This window comes from Candidatus Baltobacteraceae bacterium (assembly GCA_036488875.1).
Lineage (GTDB): Bacteria > Vulcanimicrobiota > Vulcanimicrobiia > Vulcanimicrobiales > Vulcanimicrobiaceae > JAFAHZ01.
Genome location: DASXGW010000013.1, coordinates 305333 through 331394 on the forward strand (window position 1 = coordinate 305333; position 26062 = coordinate 331394).

29 protein-coding genes are annotated in these 26062 nt (G+C 62.6%); 12 read left to right on the top strand and 17 right to left on the bottom strand.

The features are described from left to right. Window positions 1-5: 5 nt before the first annotated feature. The gene (locus tag VGG89_16000; protein ID HEY1978054.1) at window positions 6-479 is read right to left on the bottom strand and encodes an ATP-binding protein; all 474 of its coding nucleotides are present in this window, start codon (window positions 477-479) and stop codon (window positions 6-8) included. Window positions 480-622: 143 nt separating this feature from the next. On the opposite strand from VGG89_16000, the gene VGG89_16005 reads away from it, so the two are divergent. Beyond that, window positions 623-886: a hypothetical protein gene (locus VGG89_16005; protein HEY1978055.1), complete on the top strand. Its 264-nt coding sequence runs from the start codon at window positions 623-625 to the stop codon at window positions 884-886. 21 nt (window positions 887-907) lie between these two features. On the opposite strand, the gene VGG89_16010 is transcribed toward VGG89_16005, so the two are convergent. Continuing rightward, window positions 908-1621 carry a hypothetical protein gene (locus tag VGG89_16010; protein ID HEY1978056.1) on the bottom strand — a complete coding sequence of 238 codons (714 nt, stop codon included), beginning with the start codon at window positions 1619-1621 and terminating at the stop codon, window positions 908-910. A 143-nt stretch (window positions 1622-1764) separates the two neighbouring features. Between VGG89_16010 and VGG89_16015 the strand changes: the two genes are divergently transcribed. Further along, a complete protein-coding gene (locus tag VGG89_16015; protein HEY1978057.1) occupies window positions 1765-2475 on the top strand; it encodes a hypothetical protein in 711 nt (236 codons plus the stop codon). Window positions 2476-2480: 5 nt separating this feature from the next. On the opposite strand, the gene VGG89_16020 is transcribed toward VGG89_16015, so the two are convergent. Genes VGG89_16020 through VGG89_16050 form a run of 7 tightly spaced genes read right to left on the bottom strand, consistent with a single transcriptional unit; the run spans window position 2481 to window position 9443 of the window. Further along, complete coding sequence (locus tag VGG89_16020) at window positions 2481-3023, bottom strand: hypothetical protein (GenBank protein HEY1978058.1); 543 nt, start codon at window positions 3021-3023, stop codon at window positions 2481-2483. A gap of 15 nt (window positions 3024-3038) precedes the next feature. Further along, entirely contained in the window at window positions 3039-3527 is a 489-nt protein-coding gene (locus tag VGG89_16025) for a hypothetical protein (protein ID HEY1978059.1), read from the bottom strand. A 50-nt stretch (window positions 3528-3577) separates the two neighbouring features. Next, on the bottom strand, window positions 3578-4846 hold the full coding sequence (locus VGG89_16030; protein HEY1978060.1) for an NAD(P)/FAD-dependent oxidoreductase: 1269 nt from the start codon (window positions 4844-4846) through the stop codon (window positions 3578-3580). A 7-nt stretch (window positions 4847-4853) separates the two neighbouring features. Next, entirely contained in the window at window positions 4854-5714 is an 861-nt protein-coding gene (locus VGG89_16035; protein HEY1978061.1) for a DNA-formamidopyrimidine glycosylase family protein, read from the bottom strand. A gap of 4 nt (window positions 5715-5718) precedes the next feature. Then, window positions 5719-6669, bottom strand: a complete 951-nt coding sequence (locus VGG89_16040; protein ID HEY1978062.1) for an alpha/beta fold hydrolase — start codon at window positions 6667-6669, stop codon at window positions 5719-5721. Between the two features lie 9 nt (window positions 6670-6678). After that, window positions 6679-8538: a S9 family peptidase gene (locus VGG89_16045; protein ID HEY1978063.1), complete on the bottom strand. Its 1860-nt coding sequence runs from the start codon at window positions 8536-8538 to the stop codon at window positions 6679-6681. Window positions 8539-8558: 20 nt separating this feature from the next. Continuing rightward, window positions 8559-9443, bottom strand: coding sequence for a hypothetical protein (locus VGG89_16050; GenBank protein HEY1978064.1), 885 nt, complete (start codon window positions 9441-9443; stop codon window positions 8559-8561). Window positions 9444-9572: 129 nt separating this feature from the next. On the opposite strand from VGG89_16050, the gene VGG89_16055 reads away from it, so the two are divergent. From VGG89_16055 to VGG89_16070, 4 genes are all read left to right on the top strand, one after another. After that, window positions 9573-9944: a hypothetical protein gene (locus VGG89_16055; GenBank protein ID HEY1978065.1), complete on the top strand. Its 372-nt coding sequence runs from the start codon at window positions 9573-9575 to the stop codon at window positions 9942-9944. An 82-nt stretch (window positions 9945-10026) separates the two neighbouring features. Then, a complete protein-coding gene (locus VGG89_16060; protein HEY1978066.1) occupies window positions 10027-10413 on the top strand; it encodes a BlaI/MecI/CopY family transcriptional regulator in 387 nt (128 codons plus the stop codon). Next, complete coding sequence (locus tag VGG89_16065) at window positions 10410-12167, top strand: M56 family metallopeptidase (GenBank protein HEY1978067.1); 1758 nt, start codon at window positions 10410-10412, stop codon at window positions 12165-12167. The genes VGG89_16060 and VGG89_16065 overlap by 4 nt, the downstream gene beginning before the upstream one ends. Continuing rightward, the gene (locus tag VGG89_16070; GenBank protein HEY1978068.1) at window positions 12164-12940 is read left to right on the top strand and encodes a hypothetical protein; all 777 of its coding nucleotides are present in this window, start codon (window positions 12164-12166) and stop codon (window positions 12938-12940) included. The genes VGG89_16065 and VGG89_16070 overlap by 4 nt, the downstream gene beginning before the upstream one ends. Here VGG89_16070 and VGG89_16075 read toward each other — a convergent pair. Beyond that, complete coding sequence (locus VGG89_16075; protein ID HEY1978069.1) at window positions 12937-13212, bottom strand: hypothetical protein; 276 nt, start codon at window positions 13210-13212, stop codon at window positions 12937-12939. The two genes, VGG89_16070 and VGG89_16075, sit on opposite strands and share 4 nt — an antisense overlap. A 10-nt stretch (window positions 13213-13222) precedes the next feature. After that, window positions 13223-14773, bottom strand: coding sequence for a DHA2 family efflux MFS transporter permease subunit (locus tag VGG89_16080; protein ID HEY1978070.1), 1551 nt, complete (start codon window positions 14771-14773; stop codon window positions 13223-13225). A 137-nt stretch (window positions 14774-14910) separates the two neighbouring features. Here VGG89_16080 and VGG89_16085 point away from each other — a divergent pair, with 137 nt between their 5' ends. After that, a complete protein-coding gene (locus tag VGG89_16085; GenBank protein ID HEY1978071.1) occupies window positions 14911-15747 on the top strand; it encodes a helix-turn-helix transcriptional regulator in 837 nt (278 codons plus the stop codon). On the opposite strand, the gene VGG89_16090 is transcribed toward VGG89_16085, so the two are convergent. Continuing rightward, a complete protein-coding gene (locus tag VGG89_16090; protein ID HEY1978072.1) occupies window positions 15737-16090 on the bottom strand; it encodes an STAS domain-containing protein in 354 nt (117 codons plus the stop codon). The genes VGG89_16085 and VGG89_16090 overlap by 11 nt on opposite strands. A gap of 62 nt (window positions 16091-16152) precedes the next feature. On the opposite strand from VGG89_16090, the gene VGG89_16095 reads away from it, so the two are divergent. Further along, complete coding sequence (locus VGG89_16095) at window positions 16153-16710, top strand: hypothetical protein (protein HEY1978073.1); 558 nt, start codon at window positions 16153-16155, stop codon at window positions 16708-16710. On the opposite strand, the gene VGG89_16100 is transcribed toward VGG89_16095, so the two are convergent. Further along, window positions 16707-19523, bottom strand: coding sequence for a GAF domain-containing protein (locus VGG89_16100; protein ID HEY1978074.1), 2817 nt, complete (start codon window positions 19521-19523; stop codon window positions 16707-16709). The genes VGG89_16095 and VGG89_16100 overlap by 4 nt on opposite strands. A 40-nt stretch (window positions 19524-19563) precedes the next feature. Between VGG89_16100 and VGG89_16105 the strand changes: the two genes are divergently transcribed. Then, window positions 19564-20232 carry an HAD family hydrolase gene (locus VGG89_16105; GenBank protein HEY1978075.1) on the top strand — a complete coding sequence of 223 codons (669 nt, stop codon included), beginning with the start codon at window positions 19564-19566 and terminating at the stop codon, window positions 20230-20232. Here the strand turns inward: VGG89_16105 and VGG89_16110 are convergent. Beyond that, a complete protein-coding gene (locus VGG89_16110) occupies window positions 20225-20899 on the bottom strand; it encodes a response regulator transcription factor (protein ID HEY1978076.1) in 675 nt (224 codons plus the stop codon). The two genes, VGG89_16105 and VGG89_16110, sit on opposite strands and share 8 nt — an antisense overlap. Then, complete coding sequence (locus VGG89_16115) at window positions 20896-22068, bottom strand: HAMP domain-containing sensor histidine kinase (GenBank protein ID HEY1978077.1); 1173 nt, start codon at window positions 22066-22068, stop codon at window positions 20896-20898. The genes VGG89_16110 and VGG89_16115 overlap by 4 nt, the downstream gene beginning before the upstream one ends. A 90-nt stretch (window positions 22069-22158) precedes the next feature. On the opposite strand from VGG89_16115, the gene VGG89_16120 reads away from it, so the two are divergent. Continuing rightward, window positions 22159-22518 carry an STAS domain-containing protein gene (locus VGG89_16120; GenBank protein ID HEY1978078.1) on the top strand — a complete coding sequence of 120 codons (360 nt, stop codon included), beginning with the start codon at window positions 22159-22161 and terminating at the stop codon, window positions 22516-22518. 106 nt (window positions 22519-22624) lie between these two features. On the opposite strand, the gene VGG89_16125 is transcribed toward VGG89_16120, so the two are convergent. Further along, window positions 22625-23482, bottom strand: a complete 858-nt coding sequence (locus VGG89_16125) for an NAD(P)-dependent oxidoreductase (protein HEY1978079.1) — start codon at window positions 23480-23482, stop codon at window positions 22625-22627. A gap of 222 nt (window positions 23483-23704) precedes the next feature. On the opposite strand from VGG89_16125, the gene VGG89_16130 reads away from it, so the two are divergent. Then, window positions 23705-24715, top strand: coding sequence for an aldo/keto reductase (locus tag VGG89_16130; GenBank protein HEY1978080.1), 1011 nt, complete (start codon window positions 23705-23707; stop codon window positions 24713-24715). Window positions 24716-24736: 21 nt separating this feature from the next. Beyond that, window positions 24737-25216: a VOC family protein gene (locus VGG89_16135; protein ID HEY1978081.1), complete on the top strand. Its 480-nt coding sequence runs from the start codon at window positions 24737-24739 to the stop codon at window positions 25214-25216. On the opposite strand, the gene VGG89_16140 is transcribed toward VGG89_16135, so the two are convergent. Further along, the gene (locus tag VGG89_16140) at window positions 25213-26031 is read right to left on the bottom strand and encodes an isocitrate lyase/phosphoenolpyruvate mutase family protein (GenBank protein HEY1978082.1); all 819 of its coding nucleotides are present in this window, start codon (window positions 26029-26031) and stop codon (window positions 25213-25215) included. The genes VGG89_16135 and VGG89_16140 overlap by 4 nt on opposite strands. Window positions 26032-26062: the final 31 nt, after the last annotated feature.

Genomic DNA, 26062 nt, shown 5'->3' on the forward strand with positions numbered 1-26062 from the left:
AGGGCTTACGTTCTACGAACTCGATTGGTGACCACTTCGAGCGGCGTCAACATCCGGCGTGTGAATTCGCGAAACGCGCGTCGTTTCGATTGGCGGCGAACGTTGTTGCGAAAGACGTAATCGTCCTCGCGCAGCTCCTTGTGTAAGCGCACCCGGCGTCCGTCGTCGAAGAACTCGACGCCATCCGAGAGCGAGTGCATCAAATGCAGGCCGAAACCGCGGTTGCCGGAGCCTTGATTGAGGTCGCGCAGCCGGGGCTCGAAGCCGCTTCCACGATCGGAGACTTCGATGATGACTTTCGTACCGTCGTGCCAGCAGCTCAACGTCATGATGGATCCGCCGCCGTGTTCGGCGCTATTCGCGAGTGCCTCTCCGACGGCGTACTCGACGTCGGCGAGCGTTCCGTGCGAAAGCCAGCGCGAAACCCAGTCCAGCAGAAGATGGCGCGCAAATGAAGCAGCCGGTCGCGTGCGCGGCAATGCGACCTGCCAGCGATTTCGCTTCTGCTCCCTCACTCGTGCGTTCACAACTACGCCTCAATCTTCCCCGAGCGATCGCGCGCCCAATCCCAGCGCGGGCTCAGACTTTCCAACTGCCGAACATAATGCTAGGCTGGATGCAGGTGGAATCTAGAGAAAAGATTGACGCCATCTATAAGCTGCGCGAAGCAGCCGAACAGAAGGCGCGCGCCGAGCGCGACGTCGACGAAGCTCCAACGCCCCAGGCACGCGACGCACTGCTCGAGGCGCAGATGGAACTCGAGAAAACCACGTATCGCGCCATCAAGGTGTGTCACGAATGCGGCCACGAGCACGGCGAGGACGAGCCGCACGGGACGGCCGACAACGTCGTGGAATTCCGGCGTCCCGAAGCCGGCTCCGACTAGCTTCTAGCCCGTGGACCAATTTTATAATGTGGGCAAGTCCTTGCTCGTTAGCTTTGCATAGCGCGCCGCGGCACCGTTTTGCTCGCGCTGCGCCGCGATTTGCGCTTTCTGCGCGCCCAGGGATGAAGCCAGCCCGCCCAGGCCTGCCGACAGACCGGCGTTCTTTCCCGGCCACTGGCTGCGCGCAACGAACGCGACCCCCGGATAGAGTGAGTGCAATTCGGGAACCGCGCTATTCTCGCGTTCGACGCGCATCAGCACGCCGGCGAGCCGATCGACGTCGCCGAAGGCATAGCCGTTGATCGCCGGTCCGCTGAGCTCGAAAAAGGCATTCTGCGCGTGGAAGAGTTCGAACCCGGTATCGCCGATGGAACCCAAACGCTTTTCGTCGGCGAGCATCCCGAACAGCCGGCCGCGATACTGCGCCGTGTAGAACCAGTAGACGGCCTCGTTGCGATAGCCCAAGTCGTACAGGCGAATCGCGCCGACATAGAGCTCGTAGAAGCGCAGGGACGACCAGTGCTGCTTCATGCGCCGAATCGTCGCAACGACGTCGCGTTCGTCGTGCGACGCCAATCCTGCGCTGTACTGGCCTACCCGCACGATTGGTCCGGCCGAGTTATAGAACGGCGTCACGTAAATCGCGATGTGATCGGTTGCATCTTTTGATGCGGCCTGCGGATTTTGCTGCGCGTCGCGAGCGGCACCGCAGGCGGGCAGCGAAGACAGGGCCATTAGGCACATAAAACCAGCAATGAACGTTCGCATCGGTTCGAGTTCCTCCGAGTGTAGCCGCCTCGAGCATGGCGCTTCACCCGTCCCCAAACCGTCCAATTGGGGTCAGCCGCCTCCCAACCCGGCTCGCTAAGCTGCCAAGTATGCCCAAGTTCCTATTTGCTTTACTTGTAGGCATGGCGGCGGCGCTGGCCGCGTGCGGGCGACAGGTAACGCCGAACCCGCCTAATCTGGGCGCCGGCGGCGCGAATCCCGGCTTCATGACGATCAAATTCGACGTGGCGGCGCCATTCAATTTTTCGACATATCGGTACTGGATCGTCTTCAACACTAGCGGCAGCGGCATATCGCCGCTGACGAATCCCCAACAAAATAACTGGACTGCGTTCTCCGACGCAGTCCTGGCGGGTGGCGCAAACGGAGCTACGGCGGCGCAGGCCGTGCAGTGGAGGAAGAGCACGACGGTCGTCAGTTCGCCGTACCCGCTGTTTTTGGGAACGACGCCGCAGCAGCTGGAGTACCTCCCAAACAGCAACGGTACCGGAACGGAGTTCACCATAACGGTCTCGCGGTCGCTGTTTCGTAACTCCACGCCGTCGCCGTATGCGAAGACCTGGCTGTTCAACGCGTTCGTTACGCAGGCCAATGCGCAAGGCCAGATGATCTTCGTCGATTCGATGGGCGTCGGCGGCGCAACCGACACGACGTGGGTATCGCCTCCGCTGCCCATCTGTACGAACTTCAACAACCCTTACTACAAGAACGTCGACATCAATCCGCCGAGCGATCCCGCCGCGCAAATCGTCAGCGTCGAGATTGCCAATAACGGAGCGAGTCTAGCCTGTCCGCCCTAGCGGCGCTACATCGGCGGCTTGATGTCCGTGACGCCGTTAAAGTTCGACCACACGATCGTCGTGCCGCCGTCGAGCATCTTCACCGGAAGCCCGTTTGCAATCCACACGTCCGTAGCGCTCGCATTACACACCACGTGGTATTTGTGCGCGGGCACCCCGTTGGCGGTGGACATTCCATTGTCGCTCATTCGACATTCGCTGAGGATGCTTTTTTGGAACTCGCTTCCGCGAGCGAGGGCCATCTGTGTTTTCACCGAGTTCGCTCCGGCAGGATAGGCGTGCCAACTGCCGCCCATATTCACCCACGTGTTGGACCCGATCATGACGAACTGGATCCCTTGGGAGGTAGTGCCGCGGACCTTGTTCGGTTCGACCATGTCGACCGAAAAGGTATCGCCATTGGTCGTGATGGTTGCGTGCACCGATTTTTGGGCGCCGAAGTTTTGTGCTGCCGCCAGCACGTCGCCTTTGGCGTCGGCGCGAGCGATGGCCGTACATAGCGAAGCGGTCAAGAGAACGGACGGCAGAACCGCAAAGGGGTTGCGCATGTTGATGCTCCTTCCTTAATCCTTGAGACTTCTTATCGCGAGATAGGTGACGACGTCCCACGCATTGCGAATTCCGGTGAAGAGGAGCAGCAGTACTCCTCCTGCGATTGCGAAAAGCGCCTGCAGCGCGGCGTGCGGCAGCGCGATCGCGCCGCCGAGAATCGTCAAATACGACAGCAGTGGGACGAAGTTGTACCAGATCCAGTCTTCGGCGTCGGGTACGTACGTGTCGGAGCCAAGACGCAGCGTCCGCAGTACGACACGTAACATAAACGCGACGCCGTAGACTCCGCACAGGCCGACGAGAACCGCGACCCCGCCGTACGCGCGCCACGGTACGATGAAAACGGCGGCAACGTACAGCGCAGCCCCGAAATGAATCACGATGGGCGTCGTAAAGGTCGCGAGCCCTTCTTCGTCGGGCAGCGTCGTGCGACTGTCGCGCACGAGCGTGATCACGACGAACACGAGGCCGGTGAGCGTCGCCGCCGACGTCGCTATCATGACATAAAACGTCGACCAAGCGCTTAGTTGCGAAGAAACGCTTTCGCCCATTACGTCCGCTTGGCGGCCAACGTTGCGGTTGCCTCTGCTGCCGCGCGTTCTCCGGAACCCAAAGCGCCATTGACGGTGCCGCCTTGGCCGTTAGTCGAGGTGGCTTCGCCCGCAAAAAAAAGCGCATCCTCGAGCGGTTCCGCCAAGGCCGCACGCGCGTGCGCGCCGCCGACGCGCACGTAGCTGTAAGCGCCGCGGGCAAACGGGTCCTTCGCCCAATCGTGGACGGCCGCGCCTTCGAGTTCGACGAACGCATCGACGCCAAACATCTCGCCAAAATTGCGCGCGGCGAGCTCGACGAGGCGGCTCTCGGCGATACCCTGCAGCGCGTCGGCTTTGGGCCCTCCGGCCCACGCGACGATCAGCCGGCTGCGTTCGGGCACCTGCGTCCAATACGCAACGAACGGCGTGTCGATCCCGCGGAAGAAGCCGCTGTCTCGATAGCGTCCGCCGTCGGCGCGTTCCCAAAACGCCGTGCGAAACCACATCGCAACTTTCACCACGTTTCCCGACTCGATGTAGCGCAGCGCGTCGTCCTTTGCGGCGGGAAGCGGCGGATCGAAGTCGATCGCGTTCACGAGGCCGGCCGGAACGGTCACGATCGCCGCGCGCGCACGCAGCCCGTCAACGGTTACCTCACCGCGTCGCCAGGAGACGCGCCGCACGAGCGTAGATAGTCGCACCTCGACTTTGTGCGTCTCACAAGCGCGCTGCAAATACGCGAACATCGGTGCATAACCGCCGCGTGGCCGCGCGGCGGTTTCGTCCGTGCCTGACGTCCACTCCTGCGCGATGCTGCGCACGCTTGCGATCGCGGGATCGGCCGCATCGAATCCCTCGACGAACGCGCGCGCCGATTCGACGTCTTCGCGCATCGAGGCGTCGCCGGCGAACTGCGCCAAAAACTCGTCGACGGTGCGATCGGGATCGATGTCTGCCGCGCGCTCGAAGATCGCCGCCCACGATCCGAAGTCGTCGCTGTCGCGCTCGAGCCGCCCGTTCCGAAAGCTCCAGGACTCGTCGGCAAGCGGCTGCGGGCCGGACCCGGCGGCGCGCAGGAGCTCGAACGTCTCCGCGGCGGAACCATGAATGAACTCCGCACCCAACTCCGCCGGCGTCGACCCGCCGGGCACGTTTTTCCACAGGACGCGGCCGCCCATGCGATCGCGCGCTTCCAGCACGATCGCGCGCAGCGATCGTTCGCCGAGCTTACGCGCCGCGTTGAGCCCGGCCGCGCCGGCGCCGATAACGATGACGTCGGTATCCATGGCGGTATTATCCACGTTTGAGCAATCGGGATAACGCGCGGTCGGCAAGCAGCTTGCCGCCGGTCTGACACTGCGGGCAATAGTTGGTTTCGTTGTCGGCGTAACGGATGCGCGCCACCGGCTCTCCACAGATGGGACACGGTTCGCGGTATCGGCCGTGCACCGCCATGCCTTCGCGAAACGCGGTAACGCCGGTCGGGAACCCCGATTTCGTCTCGGCCCGGAAACGATCGATCCACAGGTGCAGCGTCGCCTGCGTCGCGTCGTATAAGCGCCGCCACTGTTCGTCGTCGAGCTTTTGCGTCATCGCGATCGGCGACAGCTTGGCCGCGTGAAGAATTTCGTCGGAGTACGCGTTGCCGATGCCGCTGATGATATGCGGGTCCGTGAGCGTGCGTTTGAGTGTGTGGTTCTCGGCCGAAAGCGCCGTCCGAAACGTCGTGAAATCGACGTCGAGCGGCTCGATGCCGCCGGGATCGATCGCTGCTAGCGCCGCTTCGCCGCGTACGACGTGCATCGACGCGCGTCGCTTGGCTCCGGCTTCGGTCAGCACCAGCGTGCCGTTTCCAAACGTCAGCGACGCCAGCGTCGTTCGATTTGCGGCGAGATTCGCACTCAAACCTCGCCACTGCAGCCGCCCCGCTATCATGAGGTGAATCACGATCCAAAGGTCGTCGTCGAATCCGATGGCGATTCGTTTGCCGATGCGACGCAGCTCGCGTACGTTACGTCCCACCAGTGCGGAGATCGGCGGATCGATCGTGCGCAGCACGAACGGCTTGGCGATCGCGACCCCGGTCAGCGTCTGACCGGCGATTCGTTCCTGCAGTGCGGTAATGTACGCCGCAATATCGGGCAGCTCGGGCACGAAGCTACTGCGATGCGGCTACGATGGCGTCGACGACTTGCGGTTCGATCGGCAACGACGGATCGGTGTAGCCGGCGGCAATCGCCGCTTGCGACGACGTATCCGGCGCGTGCTTCAAGACGTGGTTCATTCCTTGCACCACCACCAGTTTTGCGCTCGGAGCGCCGCCTTTGAGCGCGTTCGCGTCGTCCATCGTCACTTGCGCGTCCGCGGTACCCTGTACGATAGTCACCGGCACCGTGAGCTTTGCGATCTCCTTGGCGGGCTCGTATTTCATGAGCGAGATGAAGTAAGGCTGAACCGATGGACGGAACAGCGCTAAGAGCTCAGGCGGCGGATCGGCTACGGTTTTGCCCTGCTCGAGCTGGGCGACCACGGCTTCGGCTTTCTTGTCGAGATCGGGTGAGAGGCGTTTCTTGAGCTGTTCGTCGAGCACGACGCCGATGGGACGGCCGGCGCCCTCCAAACTCACGAATGCGTTTGCTTTTGCTTGCTGCAGGGCCAAGATGCCGAGGAGCGATCCTTCGCTGTGACCCGCGACGATCGTCCGCGAAAACCGTTTGTCGGAAGTCAACTGTCGCACCCAGGCCGCGACGTCGTCGGCATACGTCTCGACTCGGAGATCCTTTTCCAACGTTGCCGGCATGGCGCTGGCGCCTACGCCGCGCTTATCGTAACGAACCGATGCGATGCCGCGCTGCGCGAGGGCCCTCGCGAGTAACGAGTAGGTATTCGTCTGCAGCATGCCGGCATTTCCGTTCCGGTCGACGGGCCCCGATCCGGCAACGATCAGCACGACCGGCGCGGGCAGCTTCGCCGGCAACGCGAGCGTTCCGTAGATCGTGCCGCTCGGCGTTTGCAGCGCGATGTCGGATTCGGCCGCAGCAACCGCGACGCGCGCGCCCGCGGCCGCGACGCACGCCCCCGCACTCGCGAGGAAAGCGAAACGCTTCATGGGGAGCTTCTAGCGCAGGAAAGGTTCGAAGTCCTCGTCGGGTTGAGGCGGCTGGAGCTTGCCGCCGAGCGTCTGCGCGAAGAACCGCTCGGCCAGCGCCGTAAAGCGCTTGTTGTTTTCCGGATTGGCGAACCCATGCCCCTCGTTGTCGAAGACGATGTACGTCACGGGGATTTGGTTCTCGCGCATCGCGCCCACGAGTTGATCGCTCTCGGTTTGCTTGACCCGCGGATCGTTCGCGCCTTGCGCGACTAAAAGCGGCACGCGAATGTCCTTCGCGCGAAACAACGGAGACTGCGAGTTGAGAAACTCCGGATCCTCGCCCATGCGCTCGTAAAACACGCGCCGCATCGGCTCCCAATACGGCGGAATCGTTTCGAGAAGGGTATTGAGATTCGACGGGCCGACCACGTCGACGCCGCACGTAAACGCATCGGGCGTAAACGTGAGCGCCGCGAGCACTGCGTATCCCCCGTAGCTGCCGCCGAAAATCGCGAAGCGATCGGGATCGGCGAAACCCTGCGCGACTGCCCACTCGCGGGCGTCGATGAGGTCGGTTCGCATCGCCCCGGCCCATTCCCGATTGCCGGCATTGAGAAACGCCTTGCCGTAACCCGTCGAGCCGCGAAAGTTCACCTGCAGCACGGCATAGCCGCGATTGGCCAGCCACTGCGCCATCTCGTCGTAGCCCCAGCGGTCGCGATGCCATGGGCCGCCGTGCACGAACAGGATCGTCGGCAGGTTGTGCGGCTCAACGCCTAAGGGCAACGTGAGATAGCCCTCGATGCGCAAGCCGTCGCGCGCTTCAAACGCGATCGGCCGCATCGGCGCCAGCGTGTAATCGAACAGCCGCGGCCGATCCACAAAGAGCAGCGTTGCTTGGGCGGCGCGCCGATCGAATGCGTAGTAGTGCGTCGGACCGACATCGCTGCGGTAGTGGACGATCAGCGTGTTGCCGTCGGCGCTGCTGTCGTCGATCGTGAAGTCGCCGTCGTGCAGCGCCCCCAACGCTTCGAACGTAGGCTGATATTGCGCGTCGAGAACCGTCCATCCCAAGCGCTCGCGCAGGACCGCGGCGGCAACCACGGCGTACGTCGATGGATCGGTATAGACGCCGGCCACGTCGTAGCGCGGATCTTCTAAAACGGCATCGTACGTACCAGCGGTCAGATCGTATTTCACGAGACGGCTGGCGTTAGCGTCCTTTGCACTGATCGCGTAGAGCGAGCGGTTATCCGGTGAGAACGCCACAAGGTCCGGAATCGAATCCGACGACGCAATCGTATCGAGGACGCGCCACTGGCCGCCGGCGTCATCGCGCACGCGAATCTCGGTCGACCCGTCGGGAGTCTGTGCGACCGCGGCGCGCACGGCAAACGTATGATCGGCCAGCCAGGCGATGACGTCGCCGGGGTTTTCCGCTTCCGTCGTCAGCGATCCGGTGCGAAAGTCGATGCGGCAAATATCGAACAGTGCCGGATTGCGTTCGTTGAGCGAGACGAGCGCTTCAAAAGGAAAGCGGTGATCGATCGCCAGTGGAGTGCAGCGCACGTTCTCGCCTGGCGTCAGCTCTCGCGCCTGGCCTCCGTCGAGGCCCACCTGGAACAGGTGGTAGTTCTCATTGCCACCGCTGTCTTGAAGGAAGAGTACGTGTTGGCCGTCGGCTTGCCAGGCAATCCACGGAATCGGACGCGCCGGATCGTGGGCGACGAGACGATCGTCGTCTCTTCCGATCGTGCGCACCCAGACGCTCATCTTGCCGTCGCTCGGGGCGAGGTACGCGAGCATCGTGCCGTCGGGTGAGATGCGCGCTTGACTGCGCTCCGCGTTTCCGAAGAGCACGTCGCGAGGAATGAGACCGTTCTTCAAGATGACAACCTTCCAGGCCGTTACGCCGCGAAGGTTCGCATCGCCAGTTCTTGGGCGTCCTCCACCGAGAGGTTTTCGCCTTCGCGCAGCAGTTCGGTCAGCCGCGGTTCTGGCACGTTCTGTGAAAGTCTTTCCGTCGACCCGGAGATCCACGGCAAGAGACCCTGCAACCGGGTTTCGTTCGCGTCGTCGCGGAGCCGGCCGATGAACCCCGCGATCGTCGCTGCCTCGGCCCAGCGCTGCAAGCGCGCCGCTCCCAGAAAGCAGACGTCGAAATAGCGAGCGAGGAATCGCGGCGTCCGCTCACCATCGAGCTCGGCAAACGCTTCCTCCATGGCCGCCCGAAAGGCCGGCATATCGCGCCGCAGCAAATGCACGTGCGCCATCGACGAGAGTTGCCACCCGACGCGCCCGCGATCGCCGAGCTCGTGAAAGATTGCGATGGCATCGGACTCGTGGCGAAGCGCCGCGTGATAGTCGCCTTCGAGCACGGCAATCTCCCCGAGATTTGCGAACGCCATGCCGGCATAGTGTGGATCGCTGCTCGCTTCGGCCAGCGACAAACAGCGCTCGCAGTAGCGTCGAGTCGCTTCGCGGTCGCCGTCTAAATGAAACGCGAGCGTTGCTCGAATCGATGCAACGGCGCCTTGGCCGTCCCGATCGGCAAGCGTGTCGAATACTGCGGCGGCGGCATCGAGCGCGACGTGCGCGTGAGCCGAATCCCCGCGCAACAGCAAACCGAAGGCGTAGAACATCTCGCCGTCGGCCAACAACTTCGCGTTGCCCGCGTTTCCGTGAGCGAGCATGATTTGCGACAGGCGCTCCAGGGACGGCGCGTCGCAGAGATCGCGTGCCTTACGAGCCGCCTCGTAGAGAATCTCAACCGACGCGGCCTCGACGCGCATGCCAGCCATTGTATGGGATAAACGTTAAGAGCGTATGAATTGTGACGTACGCGCTTTCCAAAGGATGCGTCGCCGGTCTTTCAAAATCTCAGGGTATGTGGCTGCTGACGGCCTCCCTAGGAGAAAATCTTGGCTACCGTAACGATCGACGACGGAACGCTGAACATCAAACTGTCGCTGATGGACTCCCTTCTTGCGTTTCATGGATCCTTTCATATTCCGTTAGCGCACGTTACCAACGCGTACGTCAGCGATTTCGAGGACCTCGAGCTGCAATACGACCTCAGAGGCACCAACTTCGGGCTTTTGAAGACGATGGGCGTCTTTGCCAATCCGCAAGGACTGATTTTCGTCGATGTCGGCGACGGTGATTGCCTCGTGATCGAGACGCGCGGTGAGCGTTATCCTCGTATCGCCGTTCAGTTGCCGAGCGGCCAGGACCCTAACGCGCTCGCGCACCAGATCATGCGCGCGGTTCCCGACAGCGGACCCGTAGACTAGACATCTACTAAACTCTTAGTTGACAAGCCGGCCGGGAAGGGCTAGAATCTACTAAACCTTTAGTAGTTCGAGCGAGGATTGCATGCCCGGAAAGAAGCTCAAGACTCTCACCAAGGCGGAACTGCGCGTCATGGAAGTACTGTGGCAGTGTCGCAACGGCACGGTGGCCGACGTTGTAGCAGCGTTGCCGCCGCCGCCCTTAGCCTACACGACGGTGTTGACCATGCTGCGGATCCTCGAGCAAAAGGGCATCGTGCGGCGCAAGCCCGATGGGCGAGCGCACGTCTACTATCCCTGTATCGAGCGCGACGACGCGGCGACCTCAGCGGTCGGCGACGTTCTGCGCTCGTTTTTTGCCGACAGCAAAACCGCGCTCGCTGTTCGTTTGATGGCCGAGGAAAAACCGAACGCCGAAGAGCTCGCATCGATCAAAGCGCTGATTGCGCGCTATGAGGAGGAGGCGCCATGACGCCCGCCGCGGACACCGCCGTTCGTTTTATCATCGCCGTTCTCTTCAACGGTTTGTGGGAAGCCGCACTCCTGGCCATCGTGGCGTGGATTGCGCTGCGCGCGATGCCCAACGGCAACGCCACGACGCGCCATTCCGTGCTCGTCGCCGCGCTGCTCGCAAGCCTCGTTCTACCGGTCGCGACCGCCGTCGTGACGACAATGCATCCAGCCGCGGCTCCGGTTGCGGCAAGCGCGCACGAACCGCCGCCCAGCGCGCGAACGTTATCGCCGAAGGCATCCGCGATTACCGTACCGTCGCGTCAAGCAACGCCGGCCGTTACCGCGCCCCCGCGCGCGAATATCGCGCTGCCGCGCTCGATCGCCGTTGCGATCGTCGTCCTGTGGCTGCTCGGCGCCCTCTTCGTCCTCGTCCGCTTGATCGTCAGTCTCTGGCACCTCGAGCGGCTCAAGAAGGACGCGTTGCCGGTCGCGGTCGAGTATCGCGCCCAGCTCACGCGCTGGAGTGCGGCAACCAAGGGCTCGCGCACGGTACGCCTGTGCCGCTCGGGTGAGATTGCGATTCCCATCGCGGTCGGCCTCTTCGACGCGATGATTCTCATTCCGGAGCGGTTTCTCGAAGAGCTCGAACCGGCCGACGTCGATCGCATCGTGCTGCACGAGCTCGCACACTTGCGCCGCGCCGACGATTGGATCAATGCCGTCGAGCGTCTTGCGTCCGCACTGCTGTTCTTCAATCCGGGCATCGCATGGCTTGTCGCGCAACTCGATCTCGAGCGGGAAGTCGCGTGCGACGACTGGGTACTGCAGCAGAACGACCCTTTGCCGTACGCCAACTGCCTTGCAAAAGTGGTTGAGTCGGCAGTGTGGCCGTACCGTGCGATGTCGGCGCCGGGTGCGTTTTTGACGCGCCGCGCGATGTCGGTACGCATCGAACGGTTGCTCACCGCGCAGCGCGACGTGCGCGTCCGTACGTCGCTCGGACCGACCGGCATTGTCATTGCGGCACTAGGTGCGTTAGGTATCGGCGCCGCGTTTGTCTCACCGTCGTTCGCCTACACGGTGGCGGCACCGGGGCAATCTTCGACCGCTCCCGTTTTCCATCGAGCACTCGTCGCGCGCCACACTGTCCGCCGGTCTCAGGCGAAGCCTCAAGTACCGTCAATAGCCCTCAATGCAGTCGCAAAAGCGACCGCCGCCGCGACCGAGCCCGCAGCCACGCCTACGATCGTCGCACCGACGGCGCCCCCGGCTGCAAAACCTGCCGTACGCACCGCCGCAAAGACCGCGACGCGAACGTCGATGGTCGTCGCCGCGAATTCGCCCGCGTATATCGACGAACTGGCGGCGGCCGGGTATACGAACCTTACCGTCGATGAGCTCATCCAGCTCAGATCTCTCGGCGTTACCGCCGATTACATCCGCGGGCTAGAAAGCGCCGGCCTGCAGCATCCGACGGTTCGAGAGCTCACGCAAATGCGGGCACTTGACGTGCAGCCCGACTTCGTTCGGGATATACGCCAACATTTTGGTGCAGTGGACGTCGAGCAGCTTTGCCGCCTGCGCGCGCTCGGCGTGACGCCATCGTACATCGATCAGATGAAGCGCGTCTATCCCAGCTTATCGGTCGACGATGCGGCGCGCCTGCGCGCGCTGGGAATCGATGCCGATTTCATCGAGCGCGCTAACGCGCACGGGTTTCACAACCTCAGCATCGAGCAACTCATTCGTCTGAAGGTCAGCGGGATATTATGACTTGCCAACGGTTTGCCTTCGTCGCGTTAGCGTCGGTGCTCGCCTTGGCAACGTACGGTAGCGCAAGCGCGGCCGATCTGACCGGAACTTGGGCGATTTCGCCCGCAGCTTCCGCCGGAAAATTCTACTTCGATCTGACCATCGACGACCCGGCGGGACACTCACATAGCCGCAGCGGTTCCGATTACACTCCCTCCGCAATCGGTCTCACGCAACAGCAGCTCGCGGCCTCGGGACGTCACGTGCGCTTTACGATTGCACGCGACGCAGGTTCGTTTGCGTGCGACGGCTGGATAGCCGACGGCCGGGGCGGCGGCACGGTGACGTTCGCGCCGAGCGCGGATTATATTGCGAAGATGAACGCGCGCGGTTACGATCCCAGCCTCGAACAACTCGCATCGGCTGCGACGGTCGACCTTTCCAACGCTTTCGTTGACGGTCTTGCGCAGACCGGCATCGAGAAGCCGTCGTTTGAAGATCTCATCGCGATGCGGGCCCTCAACGCCGATCCTGCCTACGTCGACGATCTCCATTCCGTCGGGATCAACGTCAACACCGCGCGCGAGATCATCTCGCTCAAAGCCCTCAACGTCGACCTGGCCTACGTGAAAACGCTCGCGTCCGTCGGCTACACGAATCTCTCGTCGCACCAACTCGTGGAACTGCGCGCGCTCCGAATCGACGCGGCCTTCGTTCGCAAGGTGCAGGCTCATGGCATCGCGCACCCGACCGTCGAGGATCTGGTGCGTCTCAAATCCTTGGACGTGCTCTAGTTCTCGCCGAGAAACGAACGCAGCTCGGCTAGCGCCGTCGATCCAACCGGACGCGGCTCGACGTCGTAGATGTTGACGAACGTCTCGAGATTCGTCAACGCGTCGTACCACCGTTTGTCCTCGGGGAGGCCCGCGGCGTGATGTAGGGCGTCGGCGATTCCCCGCGTTGCCCGCGCGGCCGCGAAGGTTGCCCGCGGTGACGGGCGCCCCACGGCTAGCAATAGGTTCGCGATGTTGTCGCAGATGCGGTCACATGCGGCTTCGTAATCCACTGTTCTACTCCTAAGCTCGTTTGCGTGCCAGCAAGAGCACGCCGGGGGTGATGAGCAGCGCTAATGCGCCGGTAACGAGAAATGCGTCGGCGTACGCGAGCGCTGCGGCTTGCTCGGCGACGGCCGCTGCCAGCGCGGCCGGACTCGCGTGCTGTAAAAAATTGGCCACGGGCAGTCGCGAGAGCGTCGTTTCCGCCGCCAACACGGTCTGATGAAACTGGAGGCGGCGATCCAAGAGCGCCACGATCGAGGCCGATGAGATCGATCCGCCGAGTTGGAAGAAGAGGACGATAAACGACGACGCTTTGGCCGCCGCCTCCGGCGCGACCGCGCGCATCGTTGCGACCAGCAGCGGCGAGTACACGAATGCCGCGCCGACGCCGATGAAGAGCAGCGGCGCGACGAACGTCCCGATGTCGCTGGTCGTCGTCACGCCGCTTGCCAGCCATAGCGATCCCAGACCCGCCATGGCTAACCCGATGCCGATCGGCCAGCGTAAATCCAATCGTGGATTGCTCGTGAGCCGTCCCACCGGAATCGTCAAGAATAACACCGGAAGTGCACGCACGCCGATTAAGACGCCGGCGAGCGTGCTCGTAAATCCCAGGTTCTCGACCGTAAACTGCGGCAGCAGAAGAAGGCTCGGAAAGATGACGGCAGCGTACGCGCCGGCGATTGCCAGCGCCGCGGCGACGGCCGGCGTTCGCATCACGCGCAAGTCGACGATCGGCTGTGCGACGCGCAGCTCCCACCAAATGAAGGCTGCGGTTGCCGTCGTCGCAAGCACCGTGCAGATCTGAATCGACGCGTCCGAAAACCAATCGTCGTGCTGCCCTTGATCGAGCACGTACTGTAGACAGCTTACGGCCACGACGAGCAGGGCGATGCCGGTCGCATCGACCGGTGCGCGCTGCGGCTTGGCCTTATCGCGCAAATAGCGCGCCAAAATAATGAATGCCAAAGCGCCCGGCACGAGGTTCACGTCGAAGACCCACGGCCACGACAGATTGTCGACGAGGACACCGCCGATGGTCGGGCCGATCGACGGTCCGAGAATCGTTCCCAGCGCGAAGATCGACTGGCTCAATCCCAGTTTCTCCGGTGGAAACGTGTCGCGCAGAATCACCTGCGCCGTCGCGAGCAGTCCGCCGCCGAACGCGCCCTGCACGATCCGAAAGAGAATCAGCGCCATCAGCGACGACGCTAGTCCGCACAACAGAGACGCGACTGTGAATCCCGCGATCGACGCGAGAAAATAATTCTTTCTTCCGAATCTCAGTTGCAGCCAAGGCGTCAGCGGAATCACGACGACGTTGGCGATCACGTAACCGGTGAGCACCCACGTGCCCTCGTCGACCGTCGCGCCGAGATTTCCCTGAATCGTCGGCAGCGCGACGTTGACGATCGTCAGATCGACGGTCTGCAGCAGCGCTGCCATCATCACGCCAGCGACGACGAGCGTCCGCGTACGGCTGTCATCGTGAGGGTGTTGAGCCGGAACGGTTGCTTTCGGGCGTGCGGGGATAACGCCGGCGACGGCGGTTCTCTCGGCAACTGTCATGGGGTTTGTGCGGTCTACCTCTGTAGGTGTGCGGCCGCGGTTGCCCGGGGCTTGATCCTAGTCTAGCGTCTGTGTCATACTATGACTAGGACCTGCATTATCCTAGCACTGGCAGGGCCAGCCTCACGAGGACCGCCATGCACTCGACCGACGAACGCCGTCTAGAACTCAGCGATTTTCTCCGGACCCGGCGCGCCAAAATTGTGCCGTCCGACGTCGGTTTGGCCGACGGCGCGCGACGCCGCACGCCGGGGCTGCGCCGCGAAGAAGTGGCGCTGCTCGCCAACATCGGCACGACGTGGTACACGCGTCTCGAGCAAGGCTTGCCGATCAACGTCTCGGCCGACGTGCTCGACGGTATTTCACGCGCGCTGCGTCTCACGTCTGAGGAGCGGCGTCACCTGCACCTGCTCGCCGGGGTTCCGCTCGCGATTGCCGCCCACGGCGACGAGAGCGTGAGCGAGTTGGTACTGCGCACGCTCGAAGCCCTCAACCCCTGTCCGGCGTATATCCGCGGGCGCCGTTGGGACGTACTTGCTTACAATCGGTCCGCCGACGCGCTGTCAGATTTTTCGAGCTCTACCGGTAAAGCGCGAAACATTATCTGGCGCCTCTTTTGCGATCCGGAAATGCCCTATCGCCTCGGCGATCCGCAATGCATGAAGCGACGCGCCGTTGCAAACTTTCGCAGCGTCGCGGCGAAGTATTCCAACGATTCGCAGTTTATCGAACTTATCGAGGAACTGCGCGCCACGTCACCGGAGTTTCGCGAGCTCTGGGCGCAGCACGACGTCATGGGTGCTGCCGAAGGGCTCAAGCGCTATCTCCATCCGGAGCTTGGCGAGTTGATCCTCGACTATACCGCGTTCGAGATTCCCGGCGACGGAGACATCCGCATGGTCGTCCTCACCGCGGCTCCCCGCTCCGAAAGCGAACGCAAGTTGAGGCTGTTGACGCCCGCGCTTATCGCGTAACGCCGCTAGGTACCTCTTCGACGCGCGGCGCGGCCTCGAGCGAGGCTATGCAAAACAGTTTGTTCAAGCCGGTCAGCTCGAAGGTGCGCTCGAGAATGCCCCCCCGCGGGAGCACGAGCATGAGATTTTCGGGCGTTCCACCGCCTGCGATGAAGTTTGCGCGAAACTGAACCAGCGAACCGAGCATAAACGAGTCGATGTAGGAGACGCGCGTAAGATTGATCACCACGTTTCGCAGCACGCTGGCTTCAGGAAGTGCCGCGAGCACCTCGGTTTTGCGCGAGATGTCGAGATCGCCGTCGAGGACGACGTAGGCGTTTTCTCCCAAGACGTACGGGCGCATAGACGCTGGCTTGTACCCCAAGGCGAGTAGGAATAAACTCGCCTTCGTCTGATAGTACCCAAATGAAAAAGATAACGAGGCTACTTACGGTAGGTTTGGCTCTGGCATTTGCGCTCGGCGGCTGCGCCGGAAGCTCCGCAACCAATCCGGCCGGCACCGGTTCGGGTGCCGGCGATGCGTTGCTCGCGCCGAACGCGCCGCCGGGGATCGACGGCGTTGCCGGCGAGTTCAAAGGAAGCGTTACCGACAGCGTTTTGGGCAAGGGGAAAGCCGATTTTCAGTTGTCGCAAGTCGTCGGCGGTCAAGCCGGAGGCTCGATGCAGCTCACGTTCGGTAAAGGGACGACGAAGGTCTCGAGCGCGGTGGCGCTCGACGCAAGCAGCATGAAGAAGATCGACGGCAACGCGGTGGCGTTACTCACCGGCACGCCGCCGTGCACGTTAGCGATCTCGGCCAAGTTCGACCGCAAGACGTACACACTGAACGGCTCGTATAAGGCGTTCAACAACTGCGCGCCCGGACAAAAAGGCTCGTTCTCGGCGAAGGAACAGTGCTATTACGTCGTGGCGAAGCCCCTTGCGGATGGACTCCGGCCGCGCAACCTGCCTAAAGCGTGCTAGTAGACGGTGGCGGCGGAAAGGGCTCGATCAAGGTCCCAACCGGCGCCTTCCGCTAAAAACGCGACGTATCGATCGGTGCCGAGTTTAGCTCGAAGCTCGTTCTGAGTGTCTTGCCATAGTTTCAGTTCATAGCGATCGCAGGGCCAGTCAAGATCCCTGCGCTGTTTGTCGGCGTATCCGAACAACCTAGCCGCTTGACACGCGTCGCTCTGCGCCGCGAGTACGGCCGCCCAGGTCAAAGCATAAGCAACGATCAGCGAGTCGCCGGTTTCACGGGCTAGTAAAAGCGCCGTTCGGGTGGTTGGCGCCGCTTTATCGACATCGTCGAGCGCCCAGTAAATCGCCGAGGCCAAGATGGTCGCCGGAACTTTCGCATTAGCCTTTATCGTTGGTAAAGCGTCCTCGATGAGGCGCGCCGCCTCGGAGAAGTTTTCGACCTTGCATTCAGAGTCGGCCCACCAGTAGAGAACGTTGGAGCGATCGGCCTCGCGATCGAGCTCCCTAAAAATCTGCGCCGCTTCCGCATACCGTTCACGAGCGTCTCGAATGTGGCCCGATCCGAGGGCATTCCCGCACCGACCCAGGACGAAGGCAAGCAGCGCGCGATCGTCTATGCGCCGAGCCGCATCAACCGCCTCCTCACCCGTAACGAGCGCTTCGTGGGACTCACCGGTGTTTTGGAGTTGTTGCGCTACCTGTGAAAGCGATCGTACGATGCCGCGCTGGTCGTTCGCGCGACGGTACGAGGTCAGAGCCTTTCGTGAGGACTTCAGCGACTCACTATAGTGGCCTTGGTTGTTGTTAAGCATCGAGAGTACGTACTGTAGCCTTGCTTCAATTGCCGGCGTTAGCGACGCGTCGCTCCTTAGAACGTGGTGGCCCCAATCAATGCCTTCTTGCAATAAGGTTAGCCGGAGAAATACCACGCCGAATCCGCCGGCAAGGCGTGCGGCGACCTCAGGTTCGTTCCCGCCGTTGAGAGCCCATCGCAGCGATGCGCGCACATTGTCGAGTTCGCGTTCGTTCCGCTCCAGCCAATCGTCCTTTGGCCCGGTATCGAATTCCTCGTACGCCGCATCGGCAAATGCCGCGAAGGTTCGCGCATATCGCAACATCACGTCGCCCGCTTCGCCGCTCTTTTCGAGCCGCTCCAGTGCGTAGTGGCGGATTGGTTCCAAAAACCGATAGCGCTGGGTCGTCTCGCTGACGTCGGCAACGAAGAGCGACTTATCGACCAGCGACGTAATCAAGTCCAGCAGTTCGAGATCGTCGAGGTCGTCACAGCAATACGTCGCCATCGCCGTTTCGAGCGAAACACCGCCGATGAACGGCGAGAGCTGCATAAAAAGCCGCTGTTCGACCGGGGAGAGCAGGTCGTAACTCCAATCGATCAGTGCATGCATCGTCTGATGGCGTACCAAGGGCTCGCGCCCGCCGCTGCCCAGGATCCTCAGCTGCAGCCGGTGCGACAACTCCTCGACCGAGATACTGCGCACTCGCGCCGCGGCGAGTTCGATGGCCAGCGCAATGCCGCCGAGATGCGAGCAAATGTCGGCAACGGTGGCTCGATTCGTATCGGTGATTTCGAAGCGAGCGTTCACGGCGCGCCCGCGCTCGGCGAAGAGCTGCATTGCGGTCGCGTCGTCGAGTGACGACAGACGATGCACCACCTCGCCGCCGGTTCCCAAAGGCTCGCGGCTCGTAGCGAGTACGTTGACATTCGGGCACTGCTTGACGATCGCGTCGACGACGCGCGCGATATCGGCGATGAGATGTTCGGAGTTGTCAAGGACGAGCAGCAACGCGCGCGGTGCGAGAAATTTTACCACGCGCTCGAGCGGGTCGGCTTCGCCGCTCTGATCGGCGTCGAGCGCCGAGAGAATGGCACTTGCTACCAGCCGGCCGTCGCCAATTGGCGCGAGGTCGACGAACCACGCGCCTTCAGTCGTCTCGTCCAACAGCGTCGTCGCGACTTGCAAGGCCAGACGCGTCTTGCCCATGCCGCCCGCGCCGGCGATAGTGACCAGCGGGTTCTTGCGTACGAGCTCGCAAACGGCGGCGACGTCGTCTTGACGCCCGACGAAGCTGGTCGATTGACGCGGCAGATTGTTCGGCCGCATCGAGAGCCGGCGCGTAGCTTGCGCGCGCAATCGCGCATCGAGCGCCAGCAATGCGATGCCTGCCGACTCGGCTAGCTCCCCAAGCGCGTGCCGATCTTCAGCGTCGATTTCGACGTGTTTCGGCGCGAGCGTCAAGAAGCCGACGAGATCGCCGGCGGCCATCATCGGAAACGCCAGCTCACCGAGTGCCGCCGACTCCAGCGCTCGGGGATCGGCCGGCGCGGCCGACGATCGCAAACGAATGACGAGAGCGTCGTCGGGCTCGACGCAGGTCACCGCCACGTCGAACGTCGAGGCTTCGACGTCGTACGACCCGTGCCGCAGATAGATCGCCGACCCGTCGGTACCCATCTGATGATCGACCGCTTCGACGACGCGCCGCAGCACTTGCTGCACGTCGTTGAACGACGTGAGTTCCTTACGCAGCCGGGCTAGGGCGGCGCGCGCTTCGCGCCGCCGCCGCGTGAAAGCCGCTTCGATCGATTCGTCGACCCACCGGTGAAAAGGTCGAAAAGCCAGAGCGAGTACGACGATGATGACGATTGCGACGATCGTCCCGGCCGTACGCGAATGCGCCGAGATGAAACTCTCGGTCAGACTCTCGGTGACCGCGAGGGTAAGGAAGAGCGTCGTCGTGACGACGCCGTACGCATAAGCCCGCAAGCGACCGGTCAGTACGCCCTTGCTTACCATTGGTCTGTGTCGTTAGTGCCGGAAGGGGTAAAGACCCGCCATGCCTGCAAACGGTGCCATCGAAGCCGCGCTCGTCGACGTCGACGGGACGCTGCTAGTCAGTAACGACGCTCACGCGCGCGCGTGGGAGCGGGCCTTCGCGCGGTACGGTTTCGACGTTTCGGAAACGCGGCTGCGCCGGCTGGTCGGGATGGGCGGCGATAAGATTCTCGCAACCATCGACGCAACGCTTTCGCCCGACACCGAGCCGGGAAAATCGATCTCGGCATTGCACTTGCAAATATTCCTCGATGAGTATGTGCGCGCATTGCCGCCGACACCCGGCGGTCGCGACCTCCTGGAGCGCTTCGCAAGCGCGGGCATCAAGCGCGTGGTAGCCACGTCGGCCAAGCGTAAGGAGTTAGCGGTTCTCCTCGACGTCGCGCACGTAGCCGATCAGTTCGATACCGAAGTGACTTCCGACGACGTCGATCGATCGAAACCCGACGCCGACGTGATGCACGCTGCGCTGAAGAAGGCGAGAGTCGATCGTACGAAAGCAATCTATATCGGCGACACGCCCTACGACGTCGAAGCGTCCCGGCGAGCCGGCATTCGCTGCATCGCCGTTCGTTGCGGCGGATGGAACGACGAAGATCTCAAAGGCGCCGACGCAATCTACGACGACCCCGCCGACATCCTCAACAACTTCGACGAAGCGCTTATCTAATGGTGTAGCCCACGCGCCGGACCGTCTTGATGAGCGACGGCTTATCCGGCTCGTCCAGTTTCGTTCGCAAGTAGGAAACGTAGGTTTCCACCACGTTGGGCTCCACGGCCGCGTCGTTGCCCCAGACGCGGTCGATGAGTTGTTCGCGCGTAAAAACGCGTCCCGGTTCGCGCAGCAGCGTCGCCAGTAGGTCGAACTCGCGCGTGGTCAACGCGACCGCGATCTCGCCGCGCGTCACTTCGCGCCGCTCCAAATCCATCATGATGTCGCCGTGTGCGATCATCTGTGGTTTGGACAGTTGCGGGCGCCGTAACCGCGAGTGCAGCCGCGCGGCCAGCTCGCCGAGATCGAATGGCTTGCCGAGATAGTCGTCGGCGCCGGCTGTCAGCGCGGCGATTTTATCGGGCACTTCCTTGCGCGCGCTCAGCATCAAAATCGGCGCCTCAGTCAAGCGCCGCACCATCGGAATGAGCGTCATGCCGTCGACCTTCGGCATCATCACGTCCATGACGATGGCATCGGGACGCCAGCCGGATTTCAGAATGGCGAGCGCCGCCTGACCGTCGGCCGCGGCTTGCACCTCGAAACCATGCTGCGTCAATCCCAGATCCAGCACGCCGCGCAGCTCGGGTTCGTCGTCGATCACGAGAACGCGCGGTTTGCTCACGCTTCGGCCGCGCTGGGGAAGCGCAGAATCGCCCGCGTTCCGTTATCGTTGGATTCGAGCGCCACGCTGCCGTTCCAGCGGTCGACCACGCGGCGCACGATCGCTAGACCGAGGCCCGTCCCCTCTTGTCCGTCGTTGCCGCGACCGCGATAAAAACGTTCGAAAACCATCTCTTGCTCGTCTTTGGGAATACCCGGTCCCTGATCGATTACCGCGATTTCGACCGCGCCGTCGCGTACGCTCGCTTCCACTCGTACCGGCGAATCCGGCGCATAACGCAGCGCATTTTCGAGCAAGTTCCGTTCGGCTTCGTAGAGGTCGTCTTCGTCGATGCGGACGCGTGCCTTCACATCGCACTTGAGCACGATCTGCCGGTTCGGGTGCTGCGACAGCATGTCTTGCGCCACTTCGTCGCTGACCTCGGCTACCGAGACCAGGTTCGGCGCTCTTTCGGTCGATTCCAACCGAGAGAGCAGCAGCATCTTTTCGACCAGCCCGCGCATGCGATTCGATGCGGAACGCATGCCCCGCAGTACGCGCTCCTGTTGTTCGTCGTGCGCGAAGCCGCCTAGTACGTCGATGTAACCTGAAAGGATCGTCAACGGCGTGCGGAGCTCGTGTCCGGCGTCGGCGAGGAAACGCTGGTATTCGGCCGCAGCCGCCTCGCGTTCGGCCAGCGCGCGCGCGACGGCGTGCGTTGCAACGCCGTACGAGCGTATCGCGTTAAAGAAGAGAATTGCGATCGCGCACGCGCAGATCGCGACGTCGGCGAGAAACCACTGCGCGAGCGCCTCCGGGGAGGCTATCAGGACGATGCTGCGACCGCCCGCCGTCACGACGTGCGGTGGGATGTGCGCGATCATGGCGACGGTGTGGGCGAACCAGTTCGCGTGCACGTGGGGCGGTAATGGGCCGAAGGGCATGGGGCCCGGCGGCGGCATCCCGGTCCGCGGCACGAAGCGCGCATCGATCCCGGAGCGCGACAGGAGGGCGATGGCGTGTCGCGGGTTGTCGGTGGTCGCCAGGAGTCCCGGAGCCGCCGAGGCTTGTGCGTCGAGCTGAGCCCCCACCGAGCGCACGTGCAGCACCCAGGCCAGGGTGCCGCCGACGAGGACGGCGGCGACCAGCCCGATGAGTTGGGTCAAGATCACGGAGTGCCGCGGTACCATTATTTCGCCTTAGGGATGCTAGGCACGGAATCTTGCAGAAATCTGTGAGCTGCGGGTACAAGCGCGCTTAGCGGCGATAACGGAGGATCGATGGAGCTGGATCCCACGATGGTAGTGTTTGCCGGCGAGTATGACGTCGGCAGTAAGGCGTCATTGCGGACGCTGCTCGATCGGATCGCCGAGATTCCCGATCTGGTCCTCGATTTTCGCGAGGTGACGTTCATCGATTCCACCTGCGTTACCGAGCTTTTGCGCATGCACACCTTGCGCATCACGAATAGTCTGCAGCGCGAGACGATTATTTTGGGAAAGACGCCGATCCGTCGGCTGTTCGAGGTGCTCGACCTCTATCGCGTTTTCAACGTCGTCGAAGACGTCGCGGAGGTCCCGCACGAGGTTGCGGCACTGCAGCGCGTCGAGTTTACCTTTCGCAACGCCGCCCGGCAGTGATCCTCGTCAAGCCGGCGCCGGAATATCTTCCGGCGTACGTCGACGCGTTGCTGCGCCCGCTGGTCGCCCGACACGGTTCGCGACGGCCTCCGCTTCCGGATCGACCTTACTTAAGCCGCTCGAGAGTAAGCGCGATATAGTCCCGGTCGCCGAGTCCCCGATCGGCCGCCTCGGTAAAACGCGGCAGTACGCACTGGAGCAGCTCGATGGGTGACTTAGCCGATTCCGACGCTGCGCTCGCCAGTCGCAAATCCTTGAGCAGCGCGTCGAGCGAGAAGCGCGCGCGTTCGTCGTCGTCCAAGATCTGCTGCAGCTTTGACCTAGCCGCTCGCTCGAACGCACCGGTGATCGATTCAACGGCGAGGTGACGATCGAGCCCGGCTCGGACGCACAATTCCAACAACTCGGCCTCGGCTTCGGCAAAAATGCCGAGCACGACGTTGTTGGCAAGCTTCAGAAACCCGCTCGCGGCCGGCGATCCGGTCGACGTGACCGTTCCCAAACATCCAAGCAGCGGACGGAGCACGTCGATCGTCGCGGCGTCGCCGCCGGCCAGTACGGTGAGCGTTCCGGCTCGAACCTGATCGACGCTTCCCAGAACCGGTGCGGCGATGAAGCGAACGTGCCGATCTGCTGCAGCAGCGGCGAGGGTTGAATACATCTGAGGCGAGAGCGTTGACATTTCGACGAGGACGGTGCTCGCCGTTGCCGCGGGAACGACTTTCGCGAGGCTGACCTCTCGCGCGACTTCATCACCCCAGAGCATGGTAACGACGCAGTCGACCGCGGCAATCATCGACTCGATCGTAGAAAATGGCGTGGCGCCGGCTTTTGCCAGCTCGGTCGCGGCTTGCGGCGAACGGTTCCACACCGCTACGGAATAGTGGTGCGCTAGCCAGTTGCGGGCCAGCGCGCTACCCATCTTGCCGAGGCCCACGACCCCGACACGAAGATTGGTGCCCATCGTAACGTCTCGATCTTATGTGTGAAACAAGCGGGATGCAACAAGCGGCCACAACCGCTGGCCAACGAACATCCCGCATAGTCCGACGAGCCCTAAGAACGGCGGCGCCGGCGACGGCAGTTTCACGAGGCTAAAAGCGATGCCCACGGCCAGACCGGTTCCGAATGCTAAAAGAATCGCGCCCATCGATGGTACCCCCAGGTTGCGGGCATAAGCGTTATCATGGATGCGTCCGAAGTATTCCGGGGAAAATCCTTTGGCCTCGGCGGCGTGCCGTTCGGCAACGAGTTTGCGTACGTCACCGACGAGGATGCGTACGCTGCCGTCGAGGCGGCGTGGACCGCCGGAGTGCGTTACTACGACACGTCACCATGGTACGGTCTTGGACTCGCCGAGCGACGCCTCGGCACCTTTTTACACCGGCAGACGCGCAGCGAATTCGTCCTCTCTTCGAAAGTGGGGAAACTCCTGACCGCGTCGCGCAACAACAATGCCAAAGAGTACTTTCCGTTCACCCCTTCGCCGAACAATTTGCGTTACGACTACGGCGCCGACGGAGTCAAACGCTCGATTGAGGATAGTCTGCAGCGGCTCGGGGTTGACGCGCTCGACGTCGTCTTCGTCCACGACCTCTCGCCCGATAATCCGTGGCTCCCGGGATCGTGGGAGGAGCAGTTTGAGATCGCGCGCAAAGGCGCGTTTCCCGCGCTGAGTAAGATGCGCGAAGAAGGGGTGATCCGAGCCTGGGGCGTCGGTGTAAACTCACCCGATCCTATTCTCAAGCTCATGGAGGTCGCCGACGCGAACGTGTGTCTCTTGGCGCGTCAATATTCATTGATCGATCACGCGAGGGCGTTGCACGAGGTCTTTCCGAAGGCGCGCCAGCGTGGAATGGCATTCGTCGTCGGCTCGTCGCTCAACGCGGGCTTCATCAGCGGCAGCGCACGCTTCAACTACGGCAAAGAGAACTACAAGATCCCCGCTGAAGCCATCGAAAAGCGCGACCGTCTGCGCGCCGTAGCGGCGCGTCACGGCGTGGACCTTCGCACGGCCGCGTTGCAGTTCTCGAGCGCGCCGGACGTCGCGGTTGCACTGGTCGTCGGCTGCTCGAACTCGCAGCAGGTCCTCGCGGATTACTCGTCGCTCGACACGAAGATTCCTCAAGCTTTTTGGTCGGATCTTCGGTCCGAGCTCTTGATCGAATCCGACGCCCCCGTCCCGTCCGAAAGCTAACGCCCCGATAAGGAGAGGACCTTGGACAAGATTCGACCGTTCTTTTGGTTCGAGGATCAAGCCGAAGAGGCAGCCACGCTCTACACGTCGATCTTCCCGAACTCGAAGATCACGCACGTCTCGCGGTACGGCGACGCCGGGCCGGGGCCGGCAGGCAAGGCGATGGTGGTGATGTTTGAGCTGGACGGTCGCGAGTTCATGGCGTTGAACTTCTTTTCTCAAGACGACGCCGGCGCACCGGGGCCGGCTTTTTACATTACGACCAAAGATCAAGCGGAGACCGATCGTTTATGGGACCGGCTTTCCGAAGGCGGCGAACCCGGACAGTGCGGCTGGCTCAAAGACCGGTTCGGTGTGAACTGGAACGTCGTTCCCGAACGTTTCGGCGAGATGATGAACGACGAGGATGACGAGAAGACCGGTCGCGTCTTCAAAGCCATGCTCGAAATGAAGAAGCTCGACATCGCCGAGCTCGAGCGCGCCTACGCCGGTAAAACCTAAGCGAACATCGCGTTGATGTCGGCGTACTTCACGGCATCGGCAGCAAATGTAAACGTTCCCGAATCCCGCAACTCGCGCGCGGCGCGCAAGAATGCTCCCAATGCCGCGCGCGACAGGGCACTCCCGACGCTCACGCGCCGCACCCCTAGCCGGGAGAGCTGCTCGAGCGTCAAACTCGCGCCTTGCAACCCCACGATGACGTTGAGCGGCCGATCGATCGACGAAATCACGTCGGCGATGTCGCGTTGGTTCGTGATGCCCGGCGCGAACAGCACGTCGGCGCCGGCTTCCTGAAAGGCCTGGAGCCGTGCGATCGTATCCCGTAAATCCGGCCGTCCCACGATAAAGTTCTCGGCCCGCGCCGTGATGACGATCGGCACCGGGAGCGAACGCGATGCTTCCACCGCCGCGCGCACGCGCTCGGCGGCAAACGCAACGTCGTATGGAGCGCCGCCGCGTCCGGTCGGCACGTCCTCGATCGAACACCCCGCTAACTCCGCTGCCCCCGCCAGTTGGATGGTTTGCGCAATCGCCTCGGGCGTATCACCGTAGCCGTTTTCCAAATCGGCGCTGACCGGAAGATCGGTCGCTTGCACCATGGCTGCGCAATGCGCGAGCATGTCGTCGCGACCGATAGTTGCGTCGGGTTTGCCCAGCGTGTACGCGTAGCCGGCGCTCGTCGTGGCCAGCGCCTCGAATCCCATCGACGCCAACAGGCGCGCCGTTCCGGGATCGTACGGGTTCGGAATGATGAAGGCGCGATCGCGCAGGTGCAGCGCGCGGAAAGCGGCGGTCTTTTCGGCGTGACTCTTCATTCCCGAGGCTTCGACGTACCCACGTAGAAGC

Excerpts from the sequence above, each read along its gene's own strand:
- VGG89_16140 (HEY1978082.1), bottom strand. The coding sequence starts at position 26,031 with ATGAAGAGTCACGCCGAAAAGACCGCCGCTTTCCGCGCGCTGCACCTG.
- VGG89_16015 (HEY1978057.1), top strand. The coding sequence starts at position 1,765 with ATGCCCAAGTTCCTATTTGCTTTACTTGTAGGCATGGCGGCGGCGCTG.
- VGG89_16095 (HEY1978073.1), top strand. The coding sequence starts at position 16,153 with ATGAAAAAGATAACGAGGCTACTTACGGTAGGTTTGGCTCTGGCATTT.
- VGG89_16060 (HEY1978066.1), top strand. The coding sequence starts at position 10,027 with ATGCCCGGAAAGAAGCTCAAGACTCTCACCAAGGCGGAACTGCGCGTC.
- VGG89_16070 (HEY1978068.1), top strand. The coding sequence starts at position 12,164 with ATGACTTGCCAACGGTTTGCCTTCGTCGCGTTAGCGTCGGTGCTCGCC.
- VGG89_16050 (HEY1978064.1), bottom strand. The coding sequence starts at position 9,443 with ATGCGCGTCGAGGCCGCGTCGGTTGAGATTCTCTACGAGGCGGCTCGT.
- VGG89_16100 (HEY1978074.1), bottom strand. The coding sequence starts at position 19,523 with ATGGTAAGCAAGGGCGTACTGACCGGTCGCTTGCGGGCTTATGCGTAC.
- VGG89_16090 (HEY1978072.1), bottom strand. The coding sequence starts at position 16,090 with ATGCGCCCGTACGTCTTGGGAGAAAACGCCTACGTCGTCCTCGACGGC.
- VGG89_16025 (HEY1978059.1), bottom strand. The coding sequence starts at position 3,527 with ATGATAGCGACGTCGGCGGCGACGCTCACCGGCCTCGTGTTCGTCGTG.
- VGG89_16120 (HEY1978078.1), top strand. The coding sequence starts at position 22,159 with ATGGAGCTGGATCCCACGATGGTAGTGTTTGCCGGCGAGTATGACGTC.
- VGG89_16040 (HEY1978062.1), bottom strand. The coding sequence starts at position 6,669 with ATGAAGCGTTTCGCTTTCCTCGCGAGTGCGGGGGCGTGCGTCGCGGCC.
- VGG89_16085 (HEY1978071.1), top strand. The coding sequence starts at position 14,911 with ATGCACTCGACCGACGAACGCCGTCTAGAACTCAGCGATTTTCTCCGG.
- VGG89_16010 (HEY1978056.1), bottom strand. The coding sequence starts at position 1,621 with ATGGCCCTGTCTTCGCTGCCCGCCTGCGGTGCCGCTCGCGACGCGCAG.
- VGG89_16080 (HEY1978070.1), bottom strand. The coding sequence starts at position 14,773 with ATGACAGTTGCCGAGAGAACCGCCGTCGCCGGCGTTATCCCCGCACGC.
- VGG89_16115 (HEY1978077.1), bottom strand. The coding sequence starts at position 22,068 with ATGGTACCGCGGCACTCCGTGATCTTGACCCAACTCATCGGGCTGGTC.
- VGG89_16020 (HEY1978058.1), bottom strand. The coding sequence starts at position 3,023 with ATGCGCAACCCCTTTGCGGTTCTGCCGTCCGTTCTCTTGACCGCTTCG.
- VGG89_16125 (HEY1978079.1), bottom strand. The coding sequence starts at position 23,482 with ATGGGCACCAATCTTCGTGTCGGGGTCGTGGGCCTCGGCAAGATGGGT.
- VGG89_16030 (HEY1978060.1), bottom strand. The coding sequence starts at position 4,846 with ATGGATACCGACGTCATCGTTATCGGCGCCGGCGCGGCCGGGCTCAAC.
- VGG89_16065 (HEY1978067.1), top strand. The coding sequence starts at position 10,410 with ATGACGCCCGCCGCGGACACCGCCGTTCGTTTTATCATCGCCGTTCTC.
- VGG89_16105 (HEY1978075.1), top strand. The coding sequence starts at position 19,564 with ATGCCTGCAAACGGTGCCATCGAAGCCGCGCTCGTCGACGTCGACGGG.
- VGG89_16130 (HEY1978080.1), top strand. The coding sequence starts at position 23,705 with ATGGATGCGTCCGAAGTATTCCGGGGAAAATCCTTTGGCCTCGGCGGC.